The 17,039-nt window shown below is 56.6% G+C and carries 14 protein-coding genes and 1 pseudogene; 14 read left to right on the top strand and 1 reads right to left on the bottom strand.

Annotated features, from left to right (window positions below; translation table 11 throughout):
• Positions 1–80: 80 nt before the first annotated feature.
• The 8 genes and pseudogenes from P0119_20805 (at position 81) to P0119_20770 (ending at position 7,063) form a co-directional block, all read left to right on the top strand.
• Positions 81–2,192 (top strand): PAS domain-containing protein, encoded by a 2,112-nt coding sequence (locus P0119_20805; GenBank protein MDF0668496.1) that lies wholly within the window; start codon positions 81–83, stop codon positions 2,190–2,192.
• Positions 2,185–2,823 carry a response regulator transcription factor gene (locus P0119_20800; GenBank protein ID MDF0668495.1) on the top strand — a complete coding sequence of 213 codons (639 nt, stop codon included), beginning with the start codon at positions 2,185–2,187 and terminating at the stop codon, positions 2,821–2,823. Before P0119_20805 ends, P0119_20800 begins: the two co-directional genes overlap by 8 nt.
• A gap of 283 nt (positions 2,824–3,106) precedes the next feature.
• Positions 3,107–3,316: a hypothetical protein gene (locus tag P0119_20795; GenBank protein MDF0668494.1), complete on the top strand. Its 210-nt coding sequence runs from the start codon at positions 3,107–3,109 to the stop codon at positions 3,314–3,316.
• Positions 3,313–3,726 (top strand): response regulator, encoded by a 414-nt coding sequence (locus P0119_20790; GenBank protein MDF0668493.1) that lies wholly within the window; start codon positions 3,313–3,315, stop codon positions 3,724–3,726. Before P0119_20795 ends, P0119_20790 begins: the two co-directional genes overlap by 4 nt.
• 308 nt (positions 3,727–4,034) lie before the next feature.
• A complete protein-coding gene (locus P0119_20785) occupies positions 4,035–4,583 on the top strand; it encodes a universal stress protein (GenBank protein MDF0668492.1) in 549 nt (182 codons plus the stop codon).
• Positions 4,580–5,896, top strand: a complete 1,317-nt coding sequence (locus tag P0119_20780; protein ID MDF0668491.1) for an NAD(P)/FAD-dependent oxidoreductase — start codon at positions 4,580–4,582, stop codon at positions 5,894–5,896. The genes P0119_20785 and P0119_20780 overlap by 4 nt, the downstream gene beginning before the upstream one ends.
• A 326-nt stretch (positions 5,897–6,222) precedes the next feature.
• Positions 6,223–6,531, top strand: coding sequence for a GYD domain-containing protein (locus P0119_20775; protein ID MDF0668490.1), 309 nt, complete (start codon positions 6,223–6,225; stop codon positions 6,529–6,531).
• 197 nt (positions 6,532–6,728) lie between these two features.
• Positions 6,729–7,063, top strand: a pseudogene (locus tag P0119_20770) (transposase).
• A gap of 230 nt (positions 7,064–7,293) precedes the next feature.
• Here P0119_20770 and P0119_20765 read toward each other — a convergent pair.
• On the bottom strand, positions 7,294–9,486 hold the full coding sequence (locus P0119_20765; GenBank protein MDF0668489.1) for a hybrid sensor histidine kinase/response regulator: 2,193 nt from the start codon (positions 9,484–9,486) through the stop codon (positions 7,294–7,296).
• A 651-nt stretch (positions 9,487–10,137) separates the two neighbouring features.
• Between P0119_20765 and P0119_20760 the strand changes: the two genes are divergently transcribed.
• From P0119_20760 to P0119_20735, 6 genes are all read left to right on the top strand, one after another.
• Positions 10,138–10,998, top strand: coding sequence for an arylamine N-acetyltransferase (locus P0119_20760; protein ID MDF0668488.1), 861 nt, complete (start codon positions 10,138–10,140; stop codon positions 10,996–10,998).
• Between the two features lie 33 nt (positions 10,999–11,031).
• Positions 11,032–11,352 carry a hypothetical protein gene (locus P0119_20755; GenBank protein ID MDF0668487.1) on the top strand — a complete coding sequence of 107 codons (321 nt, stop codon included), beginning with the start codon at positions 11,032–11,034 and terminating at the stop codon, positions 11,350–11,352.
• A 331-nt stretch (positions 11,353–11,683) separates the two neighbouring features.
• Complete coding sequence (locus P0119_20750) at positions 11,684–12,784, top strand: efflux RND transporter periplasmic adaptor subunit (GenBank protein ID MDF0668486.1); 1,101 nt, start codon at positions 11,684–11,686, stop codon at positions 12,782–12,784.
• Positions 12,785–12,839: 55 nt separating this feature from the next.
• Entirely contained in the window at positions 12,840–15,935 is a 3,096-nt protein-coding gene (locus P0119_20745; protein MDF0668485.1) for an efflux RND transporter permease subunit, read from the top strand.
• Positions 15,936–15,973: 38 nt separating this feature from the next.
• Positions 15,974–16,246 (top strand): hypothetical protein, encoded by a 273-nt coding sequence (locus P0119_20740; protein MDF0668484.1) that lies wholly within the window; start codon positions 15,974–15,976, stop codon positions 16,244–16,246.
• A 338-nt stretch (positions 16,247–16,584) separates the two neighbouring features.
• Positions 16,585–17,025 (top strand): YciI family protein, encoded by a 441-nt coding sequence (locus tag P0119_20735; GenBank protein ID MDF0668483.1) that lies wholly within the window; start codon positions 16,585–16,587, stop codon positions 17,023–17,025.
• Positions 17,026–17,039 lie beyond the last annotated feature (14 nt).

Raw genomic sequence — 17,039 nt, 5'->3', positions numbered from 1 at the left:
ATGTGACTCAGGCTACGACAGGAGACGCCGCACGTGTTTAGCGACCGTCTTACTCCGCGCACGTGCAAGGAGGCGGGTCAATGTTTGAACGTCTGATCCAGGTTTCGCTTGAGAAAAAGCTTGCGGTGGGCCTCGGCGCTGCGTTCATTCTCTTGCTTGGAATCGGGATCGTTTCTTATCGTAGTGCGGCTGACCTCATCGATCATGAATCCCGAGTCGTGCAAACGCATGAGATCAGAGAAACGATTGAGCAGCTGCTTCTCCTCCTAGAGGACTTGGAATCCAGGCAACTGATCGATCTGCTGACAGGTGAACGGCAATACCTACAATCATCTCGTGAAAAGCGTCAGACCATAGAGGCAGTCTTGCGCACCCTTGCTGCCCAGACGTTGGACAGTCAGGTTCAGCGAGAACACGTGCTGACGTTGCACCGTCTGATCGACTTGAGGTTGACACAATCCCGAACAGTCATCGACCTCAGGGATGTTGACAAGATAGACATCCATGAGATGAAGGCGCATCTCGACGCCGGTACAGAGACGATGAATAAGATCAAAGTCGTGCTCGGGAAGATGCGGGAGCAGGAGCAGATGTTACTGGCCGGCTGGTCGAAGCACACAGACAGCGCTGCTGCGTTCACATTGTCGCTCATTTTTGGTGGAACCCTCTTGACCATTGTCCTTGCCGGCGGCGGAGGGCTCGTGATCTTTTACGACTTGGCGAAACGCCGCCAGGCTGAGACAGCCGTCATGGTGGGGCACGCCCGCCAAGCCTTAATTTTGCGCAGTTTGCCCATTGTGATGTATTCCGCGAGGCCTTCGGGAGACTATGGGGCCTTGTGGGTGAGCGAGAACAGTGAGACGGTGACCGGTTATCCACCAAACAGTTTTGTGGATAACTCATCCCTTTGGGCATCGCGGCTCCATCCCGACGATCAAGAGAAGACTCTGGCGGAGTTCAACAACCTGTCCCAAACCGGCGCACTGGCGACTGAGTACCGCTGGCAGACATACGACGGCCAGTACCGCTGGTTCCGTGACCAAGCGGTGTTGATCCGACGGTCAGATGGAACCTCTCAAGAACTCGTCGGCCTCTTCGCCGACATCACCGCACAACGACAAACGGATGAACTGATTCGGAGACAGGCCGACATCATCAATCAAATCCAAGAAACGGTGATCACGGTTGATATGAACGGCTATGTGACGAGCTGGAATCACGGGGCGGAACGATTGCTTGGATATACGGTATACGAGGCCCTCGGCAAACATATCTCATTTGTCTACCCAATGGAGGACAGCGACTTCCTGGAACGTGACGTGCTTACTCCTGTCAAGGCCAAAGGGACCCATCAGGTCGAAATCCGGAGACGCACCAAGTCCGGAGCACTACGGGTTGCCCACCTGTCGCTCGTCTTGCTGCGGAATGACAGCGGTGCTCCAATCGGCATCGTCGGCTGTTCGATGGATATCACTGATCGAAAGCGCGGAGAGGAGGCGCTGCTTAATTCCCGCAACCAACTTGCGGCGCTGGCAGTTCGCTTGGAGTCGGTGCGTGAAGAAGAACGAGGAAGGATCGCGTTGGAGGCTCATGATGTGCTGGGGCAGGCCTTGACGGGCTTAAAACTGGATGTATCGTGGGTCTACAAGCAAATTATGGAATCGAACGGCTCGTTCGAGCCATCTGCTGTCCTGTCACGATTGGCTTCGTCGCTGGAGCTCGTGGATTCCACCATTCAATCGGTGCGGGAGATCGCGACGACGTTACGGCCCGGTGTGTTGGATCAACTCGGCCTGGAAGCCGCGGTTGAATGGCAAGCGCGTGAGTTTCGCCATCGGACCGGAATTGCCTGTACGACCAGTATTTCGCCGGACCGGATTGGTGTGGGGGATCAGCAATCGACCGCGCTCTTTCGCATCCTCCAGGAGGTCTTGACGAACGTGGCTCGGCATGCCCATGCTAGCAATGTGGACATCAGACTGGAAGAAACCCGCGACCATGTGATCATGCAAATCAGGGACAACGGCCAAGGCATCACCCCCGATGAAAAGTCCGGGCCGAAAGCATTCGGCCTGCTGGGGATGCGTCTACGTGCCAAACAGCAGGGCGGTGCGTTCGACATTCAGGGCAGGCCGGGAATCGGAACAACGGTCACCGTCAGGATGCCGCGATCTCCGACAAGCGATGATTAACATTCTCCTGGCAGACGATCACCCGTACCTGCGCCGAGGTCTGACGCAGATTCTCACCGATGAGTTTTCCGGAGCCGTGATCGGTGAGGCTTCGAACGTCCATGAGTTGGTCGAGCAAGCACAGCAACGCCGCTGGGATGTAGTTGTATTGGATTTAACCATGCCGGGACGCGGCGGGTTGGAGGGGTTGCACGAACTGAAACGGCTCTTCCCAAACCTTCCCGTGTTGGTATTGAGCATGCATCCGGAGGACCAGTTTGCCGTACGTGTGTTACGTGCCGGTGGAGCCGGCTATCTGACGAAGGAAAGCGCTCCCCAAGAATTGGTGCAGGCCATCAAGGTGGTTTCGCGCGGAGGGAAATACATCACACCCAAGACGGCTGAACTCCTGGCCTCGCACCTTCATCAACAGAGCGACCACGAGCGACCGCCTCACAATTCCTTGTCCGATCGCGAAGACCAGGTGTTTCGTCTGATTGCCGGCGGCAGTACGATCACGGAGATCTCCGACCAACTGTCCCTCAGCATCAAAACCATCAGTACCTACCGTACCCGCATCCTAGAGAAGCTGAATCTCAAGACCAATGCAGACCTGGCGCGCTACGCGGTACAACATCACCTCGTGGAATGATCACGACAGCCGACCCCTCTCTGTCCTCACGACGTAGTTCACCGCCAGTATCCCTCCACCCATAACGCCCCTACTCTGCCGAGTCGCTACCCTGTCGGACAATTCCCACAGCCAACTCCAGCCGACTCCCACATGCACGAGCGCCTTGGTCCTATCCTTCTGAGTGGGGCGATGGTGTTTACTACAGTCCATGGCTTTTCGGTGCTCACAACCTCTTGGAGCCTCTGCAGGCCGACTAGTGCACAGGTCTCCTCGGGTGAGATGATCGAAGGAAAGGAGCGGGATGAGTTGTCCACGTTGCGGAGGAATGTCGGCAGCCGATCTTGCCGCTGCGATGGACGAATTGGTCTGCGGGTGGGCGGTAATCGATGGTCCCTACTGTCATTGCGACGAGATTGAAAGTTCGATGCAGGCAGGTTCGCTGGGAGAGAGGAACGACGGTGCAGTGGAGCGGCCGAATCGCAGCACGCCATCGGAGAGGAGAAGACCATGATCGGCTATGGGAAACGTTTGCTACTCATCCATGATCCCGAGACAACGCTACTGCCTCTCGACGCAATACTAGCGCAGGAGGGATTTGTCGTTGTGCAGGTGCCTGATGGGATTCACGCACTATACGAGATGCAGTTTCGCCACTTTGATGCAGTCGTCATCGACTCGCACGTTCCTGATCTTCATGGGCTCGATCTCCTGAAGCAATCTCGAGCGACCTGGCCCGAGCCACCGATCATTCTATTCACGGAAGTCGACTGGGATATGTACGACCTGGCGCAGGCACTGAGAGCTTTTGCCTGGGTTCGAAAGTCGTCTGACACGGACATCCTGTTGAGCATGCTGAGCTTGGCCATGACTCAGAGAGTGGAACGGGAATCCGTGCGGGCAGTGGTGTGTGAATTCATGTGAGGTCAAGACCGGGTGTCGCTTATCCTCCTCTGTTGTCTTGTGATGGTCAGTGCGGTCAGCTCGTTTGGGCTGATGTTGTGGTTCGTAGTGCTGGGAATTGTGTGGTTCGTCATGCCGGGGTTGAAGGGGGGGTGAGATAAGCCGACTGTCTTGAACAACTGTGCTCTCGACCAAGATAATTCTATTCATCTATGGAGTAGGTCGTACAAAGAGAATGTCGCTGTTCGACTCAAGGAGAGCTTCAAACACTCATGCCGCACAACTGTGATGGCATAACTCTAGATAAAACGTGCCAAGGAGGTGTGTCCATGCTTCAAGAGGTAGAGCAAAAAGCAGAGAGTGTAGACAAGGAGACAAATCTATCGGTCGCTGGGCGAATTCTGCTGGCTGTGGACGAGTCCGAAAACTCCCATCGCGTGGTCCAGTATGTCGGATCTCTGCTGAGCCGAACGCCCAACGCCGTCATCACCCTCTTTCATGTGCTCAAACCCATGCCGCGGAGGTTCCTGGAACATGGTGGATCGGAGAATCCAGCGGTCGAGGCGCAATTGAGCGTACAGTTGCGCAATGAGCAGGACGCCTGGATTCAGAAGGAGCGGGAATCCGAATGTCATGTCCTGAAGGAGGCATGCGAAACACTGGCACAATCCGGGTTCGACATGAACCGCGTGGCGGTGAAGTATGGTCATGACGACGATATTGCCAGAAACATCCTCGAAGAGGCCCGCAGCGGGCATCACGATACCATTGCCGTGGGACGGCAGGGAATATCGCGGATCAAACAGATCTTCGGCGGCGGCACAACCGACCATCTCCTGCACGCCGCCAAGGGATTTGCGATTTGGGTGGTGGCATGACGATGTTAAACGGCAAGCCACGCGTGGTGATTCTGGGTGGGGGCTTCGGCGGGATGTATGCCGCGTTGGAATTCGAACGCGCCCTGGCGCGCGGCGCCGACTTGGACGTCACCCTCGTCAACCAGGACAACTTTTTCCTCTTCACCCCGATGCTGCATGAAGTCGCGGCGAGCGACCTGGATATCACCAATATCGTCAGCCCAATCCGCCGGCTGTTGCGTCGCGTGACCTTTTTTCATGGCGAGATCGAAGCCATCGATCTCGCGCACAAGCGCGTCGGTCTGTCGCATGGGCACGAGGTCCATTGCCACTCGCTGCCCTACGACCACCTGGTGCTGGCCCTCGGGTCCACCACGAACTTCTTCAACATCCCCGGCTTGGCAGACCGGGCGCTCACCATGAAATCGTTGGATGATGCGATTGTGCTGCGCAACCACCTCATCGCAAACCTGGAAGAGGCGGACTATGAGTGCGGGGCGTCACTCCGGGCGCCCCTCCTGAATTACGTTGTGGCCGGCGGCGGGTTTGCCGGGGTCGAGACCATCGCGGCCATGAATGACTTTCTGCGGGAGGCGGTGCAGTTCTTTCCGCATCTGCGGGCGGACATGCTGCGGATCATTCTGGTCAGTGCGGGCAAGGTCATCTTGCCGGAACTGGGAGAGGAACTCGGCGCCTATGCGCAGCGCAAACTCGCGGAGCAGCAGGTGGAAATCCATGCGCACTGTAAAGTCACCGCCGTGACGGACCACGACGTCACCCTCAGCGATGGGACGACGGTGCCGACCAATACGCTGGTCTGGACCGCCGGCACCAGCCCGCATGCCCTCTTGGACACCCTGCCCTGTCCGAAAACGAAAGGCCGGGTCCTCGTCAACGAGTACCTGGAAGTGCCCGGCTGGTCGGGCCTCTGGGCCTTCGGCGACTGTGCGCTCGTGCCGGATCTCAAGACCGGTGGCTCCCACCCCCCGACCGCGCAACATGCGCTGCGTGAAGGGCGAGTGGCGGCGCGGAATATCCTGGCCACCCTGCGAGGGGAGCGCATGAAGCCCTTCGTCTACTCGACGCTCGGGCTCCTGGCGCCCATCGGGAAGCGGACCGGGGTCGCGAACATTCTCGGCGTGAACTTCTCTGGCTTCATCGCCTGGTGGCTGTGGCGGACAATCTACTTGCTGAAACTGCCTCGCTTTGAGAAGAAAGTGCTTGTGGCCTTGGACTGGACGCTGGATGTGCTCTTCTCGAAGGATCTGGTCCACTTTCGAACGAAGCGCTCTCGTATCCCGCATGGGACCGCAAAGCGGCAGAACCCTGCCTGAAACCGTCACGCCTCGCCTCAGCTCACGCCAGCCAGACTGCGGACTACCGTGAAATGGGGACAAAGCCTAGCCCAGCCCGCCGCGATCCGGCTTGCACCATGAACGACTCCCCCACATATCGTACGACCGGAGGAAGAAGCTGTGGGAACTCGTCGCCAAGCTGGTCACAGCGGTATATCAGCGATTGCAGGGAGAGACGGTCGTAAAGAATGTGGATTCCGAACTTAACCATCCACGTGACTTCTCGCTTGTGTTGGCCGTCCGAAAGCGTCTAAAATCCCGCAACCCGACGCTCCCTATGCGTCGACCCACCAAGGAGGTTTACCATGCCGAGTTACGTCAGCCTCATCAAGTTCACGCAGCACGGTCTTCAAACCATGAAAGACAAAGGGATTGAACGCGCCGACATGGTCAAGAAGAACGCCCAGACGCTCGGCGGCAAGCTGATCCAGGCCTACTATTGCCTGGGCGAATACGACGTCGTCGCCATTTGGGACTTTCCAGATAATAAGGCGGCCATGAAAGCAGCAGTATTGAATGCCTCGATGGGTCATATTGAGATTACGACGATGCCGTCCGTCAACCGGGACGAATGGAAATCTCTCCTGCAAGGAACAATAGGCAAGAAGAAGTAGTTCAGCTGAACCCGCTCATGACCTCATCCGTCGAGAGATCACCATGGCAGGCTTATCTCAGTGGTGAGCCTGCCTGAAACCCCACGTGCTTGGGACAAACTACAATTTTCTAGACAGGCTGGTTTAGGCCATCAGCCTTCTAAGCGGACGGTCCATTGAAATACCAACTTGGGTCGGCGCTCACCGCGACGCGCTGCGCCAATCTCCCCGAGCTGGGGACCTTGACGCGCAAAGAAGTGGCCGCCTGAGTCGGGGTCGCTCCGTTTCCACGCGACAGCGGCACCCTCAAGGGGCGGCGGATGATCTGGGGTGGGCGGGCTCATGTCCGGGCCGCGCTCGATATGGCCGCGCTCGTGGCTACGCGGAGGAATCCCCTGATTCGAGCGTTCTATCAGCGATTCTGTCAGGCAGGCAAAGCAAAGACGTTGGCGCTGACGGCGTGCTGCGGAAGCTGCTCACGATTCTCAACGCCATGGTCAAGAGTGGGACGCCATGGACTCACGGGATGAAACCGGCCTGTGTCGAGGCATAGGAGAGCCTGGACTCACTGGCGATCGTCGTTCCTACGCCAATTGTATGCGACAAATTTTCATGGGTGAACCAAAAAACGCCCAGTTCAACTCTTGACAGCACAGACAGTTGCTGACCCTATTGTGAGAAAATCCTGCCTGTCCCATTTTATCCTCACTTCATCCACGGTGACTTCTGCATGAAACAGTGGCTGATGCTCAGTTTCCCTGCACCGCAGTTCTTCATGCAACCTTACGTATTACCAACGGTAGCGCCGAACCATTGGTCAACGGCCTGCTGAAACTGGCTTCCATTAAGCGGCTTGAGGAGATAGGCCTGGGCACCGGCAAGCATGGCTGCAGAAGCCCGCCCTTCCGATGCAGCGGCTGTGATCATCACAATAGGCAAGTACGCGTGGTTCGCTCGGATTCGTGCCAATACGTCTAGACCATCAAGACCAGGCATCCCTATATCGAGAATCATGCCGTGAATCGAGCGTAGGGCCAACACATCAAGAGCTTCTGCACCATCACGGGCGGAGAGGACATCATATCCGCTCGCTTCCAAACGGTCGCTCAACATCTGTCGAATATCAGCATCGTCGTCCACGACCAGAATTGTGCGCCTCGTAACGTTCTGCGGAACGCCTATGACAGCGGGGGCTTGAATCAAAGGTACGGTGAATCGAAATTCTGTTCCTTGATGTGGCGTACTCTGCACATCAATATGTCCACCGTGCAACTCAACTAACTGTTTCACTATCGAGAGGCCAAGCCCAAGACCTTTTACGATGTTTTTCTCCGAACGATTCACACGGAAGAACGGGTCAAACAAGCAGGGGACCAATTCAGCTGGAATTCCTTCACCGGTATCAGAGATGACTACCGTCGCATATTCATTGGTGCGTAAAAGCCGGATACCGATGCACCCACCTTCTCGAGTATATTTGATCGCGTTGGAGACCAGATTCGTCACAATTTGGCTGATCTTATCCGGGTCGACCCAGGCCGTCACATCATCATCGATTCTTGCATTCATGATGTGATGTTTTTCCTCAAGCAAGGGTCGCATCTGGTCGACGGCTTCAACAATCACGGCAGACAACGATACTTCCATGAGCGACAGACGAATCTTTCCGGCCTCGATGCTGGCTTGGTCAAGAAGGTTGTCGATCATCCGACCGAGATGGCCCGCATTAGCTGCGATCCGTTTCAAAGAATGTGTTTGTTTGTCATTCAGAGAGCCGGTGATGCCATCAAGCATGTTCTCGGTAAAGCCCGTCATACTCGTCAGAGGGGTACGTAGTTCGTGAGACACATGCGCGATAAATCGTGACTTAACCTGGTCCATCTCGATCAACTTCGCGTTCACGGCTTGTAGCTCTGCTGTCCGGGATTGAACTCGAGATTCTAGACCAAGGTTCAGAGTCTGGAGTTCGTCACGCAACTCAGTCAGCTCGATGACCTTACGTCGCAATTCCATGCTGGTTTGCTGTTGTTCCATGTAGGCCTCACGTAGTTCTTCTTGTCGTCCGTACTCTGTCTCATGCTGCTCTAGGATAACTGAATAGAGTCTCTTTTGCGTTGCAAAACCGAGTGCCCACATCCCGAATGGTAGAAGGGAAACCAGAATCGCTTCGGTGGATGTCACCATTGGGTATCGATGTCGGATACCGATGAAGAGGAACAATCCTATCAACGCAGATACCATAGGCCATACCCAATTTCGTGTCGGTTCCGGCGCCCAAGAAGCATCGATTTCACACGCCTCATCGCCGTTCCCCATGCAACTCTTTTCATAAAGAGTGAGAGGAGGCATTCCATGAACTCTAACAGGAGTGTTGGTCATGGCACCTTTTAAGCCCTGGCAGACCATCCAGGTACAACGCATGCGATACGGGCCGAACTCCTCGAGGACGCGATCAGTAAACCTTATTTTCACAATACCGCCGCTTGCGGAGGAAGAAATCGTTTCAACAATGAACTGTGTGGAGAACTTCGGCAGAATACGGGGAAGCATGGCAAACATTTGTGAAATCGTTAAGGGGCGCAATAAAATCATCAGAGGCGACAAAAGGTAGCCTTCCTGCCCAATTTTAAAGTGAAATTCAGGGTCTCCGGTGATCTGTTCGCAGAACTCTCGCAAATACATGGTGAACTCGTAACTATAGCTATTCCAGACATTTCGCAGGAATTTGGGGTTCACATGATAGGCGACATCTAGAACGCGACTATTCAACAACTCACAAGCTTTTGACACGGCTTCTGTTCCGGCAGCGCCTCCATCACGTTGTGTAACGTACTGCTCCAAAAAAGTCACCATAGCGCGCACGCTGATACCACTTACGTCCTGAACCTTCTTGCCATTCTCATCTATCCCGAAAGGACAATAAACCATATAGGGCCGTTCAAGGATCGTATGGTCACGGGAGAGCAGCTCAATCATGTCCTGTGGCCTCTTCTGTGCATTCACTGTCCAAAGATATGCTGATTTCGGACTTCCCGCTCCAGCTAATCACAAATACGGACAACGTACAATGCGAAATTTTTCCCTCCCAAAACGTCGTGAACAAGCCTCATAGGAGTTATGTACCTACCAATCGGATCAGAGTGAAATTCTGAGAGAACGACTCATGATATCGGGATGTCCCCGAGCACAATAACATTCTGACCCCAATGTGATCCTCTCCTGGTGCCCTGAAAAACCCTGAAGATCACAGACATCCTTTCAATTCTGAGCGCTACTGATCAGTCGACAACCGATGCGCTTGGCTCGTTCCTGTTTGGGTTGGTCCTAACCAAGCCCGCATTCTTGGTTGTGGCGTAGAGCTGAAACCAAGCCTGTCGGCGGCGAAGCGCTTCTTGAGCACCATGCAGGGAATGCCAATATCCATCAGTTCATTGAACCTGAATCCGGCATGAACGCGTGAGCGTCACCCTGTGAGTCGTGTGATCTGTCGCAGCAGCTTGCGTGTTCGCGGTCGCCGCCATAAGCCTCTTGTTGCCGAAGTTTTGGGTATACTACACGGAGCCTACGGCATGATCGCATCCTGTCACGACGAGACGGGTACAGCCGTACTGGCTCTCAGGAGCATGCATGGATAGTCCAACGCTGCAACGGACTCCGTCGGCAAAAATCAACTTAGACGCCTATTTCAAGCGTATCGGCTACGAGGGAGCACGCCGTCCGACGCTGGATACTCTGGCGATCATCCAGCTCCTGCACACCGAGACCATTCCGTTTGAAAATCTGAATCCCTTGATGGGATGGCCGGTTCGCTTGGATGCCGAGTCGCTTCAGCAGAAGCTGGTGCGGGACGGTCGCGGGGGTTATTGCTTCGAGCAGAACCTCCTGCTCAAACATGCGCTCGACGCGCTGGGGTTTTGCGTCACCGGACTGGCGGCGCGCGTGCTATGGAACATGCCGGAAGGAGCCGTGCCGCCCCGGAGTCATATGTTGCTGCTGGTCGATCTCGACGGAGGGCGCTACGTTGTGGATGTCGGATTCGGTGGGGTGACGCTGACCGGCCCATTACGGCTCGAAATTGATATTGAACAAACCACCCCGCATGAACCGTTCCGTCTGGTGAAGGCCCAGCAGGAATTTGAGGAATTTATCGAGCAAGTCAAAATCGGCGACGACTGGGTCTCGTTGTACCGGTTCAGCTTGGCCGAGCAATTGTTGCCCGATTACGAAATGGCAAATTGGTACATCTCCACCCACCCGAATTCTCGGTTTGTGACCGGCCTGCTGGCGGCCCGACCGGCACCGGATCGACGATATGGGCTGCTCAACAACCAACTGACCGTGCATCATCGAACCGGCGGTAAAGATCGGCGGCTGATTACGAGCGTGACCGATATGCGGGAAACGCTTGAAGGAGAGTTTCGGATCGTTCTGCCGGACGCGCCTGAACTCGACGGGGCACTGGCACGGCTGATAGCGAACGCGCCATGATTCAAGACTTCTCATGAATTCCAGAGGTGTACCATGAAGTCCGTGACCTTCCTGCTCTCTGTTGTGTTGGCTGTCACCGTACCGCTCCTCTCCGGATGTTATTGGACCTTGGAACAACGTTGGGAGGCGTTTGACGCGCAGATGCGGCAAGAGGTGGGTGTGAAGACGAAAGATTACTATCTGCGCGAATGGGGACGGCCGACGAAGCGAGCGAAAGCCGGAGACGGTGGAGAAGTCTTGCGATGGGAGTTTCGGGGCTACGGCGGTGCTCAGGGTTGGAATAAGGTTCTCACGTTCGGCCCTGACGGAGTCTTGAAGGAATTTCAACGGGACTACTGGCCGAAAGAGCAATGATACACGTGAAGGAACAAACCGGGTATAATCGCGGCGCTATAGCTTTCCAAACATTCCGGAGTTCGTCTCCACGAACGAGAGTGCGCATCCAGCCTCGGTTCTGCGCTCCTTAATCTGAGTGATTTGCGCCGATATTTCGGCACCTGTCGAACTGACGGCAGAGTCGCATCGGCAATGCCTTTCTTCTTGTTCCAAGATTTCTCCAGCGAAATAAATATTTCACCATTATATTCATGGGTTACACATTTTACCGGTTCGCCACTCTTACTGGAACGTCCATTGCTGAATCCCCTCTGTCAGATTCAGGCCAGTGGGCAGGAGGGTATCGATCATGAATCGTCGTGGGTGGTTCAACTTATTGCTGTTACTCGGCATCATCGGGATCGTGACCAGCTTGGGAGTATGGAAGTACGGGACCATCCAAGCCAGTGCCGAGGCTTCCGCCAGACAACCGGAGCCGATGGAATCGGTCATGGCAGCTGCTGCCAGAGACATTGAACATCGACAGACCACCACCTCGATCGGTACGGTTCTGGCCTTACGTTCGGTCATGCTGAAGAACGAACTCGCCGGGACTGTCCGCGAAGTCCGGCTCACGCCGGGACAGATCGTAGAAGCCGGCACCTTGCTGGTCGCGCTCGACGTTTCCGTCGAGGAAGCGGAGTTGCGGGCGCAGGAAGCCCAGGCCTCTCTCGCCAAGACGGTGCTCAATCGTCGGCAGAACCTCAATCAGGAACTCGCCACAACTCAGGAGGAAGTCGACCGAGCTCGTGCCGACTTGGATATTGCCCAGGCCCAGATTGCCCGTACCAAGGCGATCATCGCCAAGAAGACGATTCGAGCTCCGTTCCTGGCGCACGTCGGGATCGCCGATGTTCACCCCGGCCAATACCTGAACGAAGGAACATTGCTCACAACGCTCCAGGGCGTGAGCGATGCGGTGCATGTTGATTTCACGGTGGCACAGCAAGTTGCATCCGGCTTACGGGATGGGGAGATGGTCGAGGTGTTCGCGGCCGGAGAAGCATCGGCCACCAGAGCCAACATCGTCGCCCTCGATGCGCGGATAGATCCGACGACTCGCAATGCCATGGTACGGGCGCGGGTTGATGATACAAGCCATAGGCTGGCCCCCGGCACGTCGGTCCGGGTGCGCGTGCCGGTCGGGCCCCTCCGGAAGGCGGTCTCCGTTCCGGTCAGTGCGTTGCGCAAGGGGCCGGGAGGCGATCAGGTATTTGTCATCGCGCCGGATCAAGAGCAGAAGATGCGGGCGCATGTGAGGTCCGTCGAAAGCGGCGCGATGGTCGGCGACGAGATCGTCATCCACACAGGGTTGTCGGCCGATGAGATGGTGGCGGCATCCGGCTCCTTCAAGTTACGCGACGGTGTGCTGGTGGCCGTCATCGGGGAACAGGGTAAAGCGAACCGCTGAGTCAATTGCACAGCAGCCATTAATTCAGTCGAAAAGGCACAAGAAGGATATCCGCATGCGCTCATTCACAGACATTTTTATCAAGCATCCGGTCCTTGCCGTGGTCGTCAACCTCGTGATCATCCTCGTCGGTTGGCGAGCGTTGATGTCCTTGCCTGTGCAGCAGTACCCGCAGATCGAAAGCTCATCGGTCATCATCACAACCGTCTACTACGGCGCGAGCGCCGAAACGGTTCGTGGATTTTTGAGCACACCGATTGAGCGAGTTGTCTCCGCGATCAGCGGCGTCGATTACGTGGAGTCAACCAGCCGGGCCGGTGTCAGCACGGTCACGGTACACCTGAAACTCAACCATAACAGTACGGCGGCGTTGGCCGAAGTCACGGCACGACTCCAACAAGTTAGGGCGGAATTGCCGACGGAAGCGGAGCCGCCGGTGATCGAGCTGCAGCGGGCCGACCGGCCCTACGCTTCGTTCTACCTCAGCTTCGCCTCCAGCGAACGAACTGTGCCTGCCGTCACGGACTGGCTGCTGCGCACGCTCCAGCCGCAACTGTCCACACTCGCCGGCATCCAGCGAGTCACCTTCGAAGGCGGTCGCCAAATCGCCATGCGCATCTGGATCGATCCCGACCGCCTCGCATCCTTCAACCTGTCGCCCGGAGACGTGCAGAACGCGCTGCGGCGCAACAACTACCTGGCCGCGGTCGGGCGGACGAAGGGAAACTTCGCCCAGATCAACCTGCTCGCGAACACCGACCTTCGCTCCGCCGCCGAGTTCGAGGAGCTGATCGTCGCCGACCGAGGCGGGGCCATCGTCCGGCTAAAAGATGTGGCGAAGGTCGAGCGCGAGGCCGAAGAAGCCGACATGATCGCCAAGTACAACGAGACGGAAGGCGTGTACCTCGGGATCTGGCCGGTACCGGGTGTGAATGAAATCGAGGTCCAGCATCGGTTGGTCGACGAGATGGAGCGCATCCGGCCCACGCTGCCCCCCGACATCGACATGCAGCTGGTGTGGGACGGCACGATGTTCATGCGGAATGCACTGACGGAAATCACGAAGACATTGTCTGAGACGATCTTGATCGTCGCAGTCGTCGTGTTCCTCTTTATGGGCTCGGTCCGAACCGCGCTCGTCCCCCTCGTCGCGATGCCGGTGTCGCTGATCGGCGCGGCTATCTTCATGGTTGCGTTCGGCTTCAGCCTCAATCTCCTGACGCTGCTCGCGATCGTGCTCTCGGTCGGGTTGGTCGTGGACGACGCGATCGTCGTCGTCGAGAACGTGGAACGGCACGTGCGCCTAGGCAAGTCGCGGATCGATGCGGCTCTGATCGGAGCCCGCGAACTGCTCGGTCCGATCATCGCCATGACGATCACGCTGGCGACGGTCTACACGCCGATCGGATTCCAGGGCGGGTTGACCGGCTCGCTCTTCTTGGAGTTTGCCATCACGCTCGCCGTAGCAGTGGTATTGTCTGGCGTCGTCGCCATCACGCTCTCGCCGGTCATGAGCTCGCGGTTCGTCCACCCGCAAGGGAAGGAAGGCCGGTTGACCGCCTTCGTCAACCGACGGTTCGAAGAGGCGCGCCGCGTCTACGCCTGGCTGCTCGACGGCGCATTGACCATGCGTTGGGGAATCGTGACAGCATCATTGCTGATCATGGCCATGATCTGGCCGTTGTACCTGTTTTCGCGACAAGAACTCGCGCCGGTTGAGGATCAAAGCCACATCAGCTTGTTCTTCGAAGCGTCCCCGGACTCGACGGTTGCCGCCAGCAACCGCGAGCATCTGAACGTCGTCCAAGCCATCACGTCCCTTCCGGAAACGAAGTTCACCTGGTCGTTGACGACGTCCTGGGGCGGGTTTGGGGGCCTGGTCGCGAAGGACTGGCACGAACGGACACGCTCGACTGAGGCAATGTACGGTGAGATGTTCGGCCTGGTCTCTCAGGTGCCGGGTCTGCGAGTCTTCCCACGTTTGGACCCGCCTCTGCCGACGCCGGGCCAATATGACGTCGAACTGCTCTTGCAGAGCGACCTGCCGATCGAGCGATTGCTCGAAACGACGGGGGCGGTCCTGAACGCCGGGTGGCAGAGCGGCATGTTCTTGTACGTCGATACAAATCTAAAGATCGATTTGCCCGAAGCGCGCGTCGTGCTGGATCGGGAGCGTCTCGCCGATCTTGGGTTCGACCTGGCCGGAATCGGCCGGGAACTCGGCACCATGCTCGGTGGCGCCTATGTGAACCGGTTCAACTACTTCGATCGAAGCTATAAGGTCATCCCGCAGCTGGGCGACAAGGACCGTTCGACCGTCGGTCCCCTGCTCGATTTGAAGATCAAGACGCCGGGCGGCCAGCTGGTGCCGGTGTCGACATTCACGCACATCGAAACGAGTACCGCGCCACGCACCTTGAACCGTTTTCAGCAGCGGAACGCCGTGCGCATCTTCGGCGGCGTCAAGCCCGGCGTCACGAAAGATCAAGGACTGCGGGTGCTGGAAACGGCTGCGGCGAAGGCGAGCAATCCTCCTGTCATGCTCGATTATGCGGGCGAGTCCAGACAGATCCGCCAAGAGAGCGCTGCATTGACCGTCACACTGGGCTTCGCCGTCGTGCTCATTTATTTGGTACTGGCCGCTCAGTTCCACAGTTTCCGAGATCCGCTGATCGTCTTGTTGGGCTCAGTGCCGCTCGCGATCTCCGGCGCGCTGGTCTTTACGTTCTTGGATTTCACGACCATCAACATTTACTCACAAGTCGGGTTGATCACGCTGGTCGGGTTGATCGCGAAGAACGGCATCTTGATCGTGGAATTCGCCAACAAGCTTCAAGCCCACGGACTCGCTCGTCTCGACGCGGCGCGTGAGGCTGCCTTGACCAGACTGCGGCCGGTACTGATGACATCGGCGGCCACAGTCTTCGGACATCTTCCCCTGGTGTTGGTATCCGGGCCCGGCGCCGCAGCACGCAACAGCATCGGCATGGTCTTGGTCACGGGGATGACCGTCGGCACGATCTTCACGCTGTTCGTTGTTCCCGTGTTTTACTCGTTGATCGCGGCACAACACCAACCGGTCATAGAGCCTGACGCGGTGTCGTTTAATCTCGAAGGGAAGAAATTGCTCACGATGGAAACACCCGCATGAGTCGATGGTTGTGATGGAACAGTTCCAAGGATATTTGCATGCTGAAGATTACCTCCGAAAAGAATTCGAATACGATGCGACTCAGACTGGAGGGCAGCCTGACCGGACCCTGGGTGGGTGAACTCGAGCATGAGTGGCGAACTATGCAATCGGCCGAAGCAGTCCCTTTCGTCGTGGACCTCACTGGTGTGACCTTTGTCGGAGAGGACGGTAAGCTTCTGTTGAAACAGCTGTGGCGAGAGGGAGCTCAATTGATCGCAACCGGATGCTGTACCGGTCACCTCGTCGAAGAAATCACCGGCTCACGTTAGCCCGTATCATCGATCTGCAGCAAAAGAAATGAGTGGAAGCATTCACACCTACAGTCAGCCTCCATTTTTTCCTGGCCTTCACGTTGGTTGCCATCCTAGCCGCCCAGTAGGCCCTCATCAGACCGGGGATAACTGCGCCCAGTCTTAGCCTGGCCGCAAATTTGGATCCAGGCTATGGCGCAAGCGCCGCGTGACGCTCTCACAGCCGTCTGAATATGGTGGAAATCACAAAGTATTTTGGAATGTAGAAGAGCATTGAAGATCGCTGTCGATTTCGGGTCTACTCGTTCGACTACAGATCGACGGAACCATTGGCCGAACAGACAGAGGAGATTGATATGCGATTCATGGTCATTGTGAAGGCGACAGAAGAGTCGGAAGCTGGTGTCATGCCGAGCACGCAACTGCTGACCGAAATGGGCAAATTCAACGAAGAACTGGTGAAGGCTGGGGTGATGCTTGCTGGTGAAGGGCTCCAGCCGAGTTCGAAGGGTGCACGCGTCAGATTTTCGGGAAAGACTCGCACCGTGATCGACGGCCCCTTTGCCGAAACCAAAGAACTGATCGCCGGCTACTGGATCTGGCAAGTAAAGTCGAAGGAAGAAGCAATCGAATGGGTCAAACGCTGCCCAAACCCCATGCCAGGAGAATCAGAGATCGAAATTCGCCAGGTGTTCGAGGCGGACGACTTTGGCGCGGAGTTCACCCCGGAACTGAGAGAGCAGGAGCAACGAGTCTTTGAGAAAGCCGAGCAACTCAAGAAGGGCGGAAAACGATAATCAGGGAACGGCTC

This window comes from Nitrospira sp., assembly GCA_029194665.1.
Taxonomy (GTDB): Bacteria; Nitrospirota; Nitrospiria; order Nitrospirales; family Nitrospiraceae; genus Nitrospira_D.
Note: the sequence above shows the minus strand (reverse complement) of the source record. Positions and strands in the feature narration are given on the sequence as shown.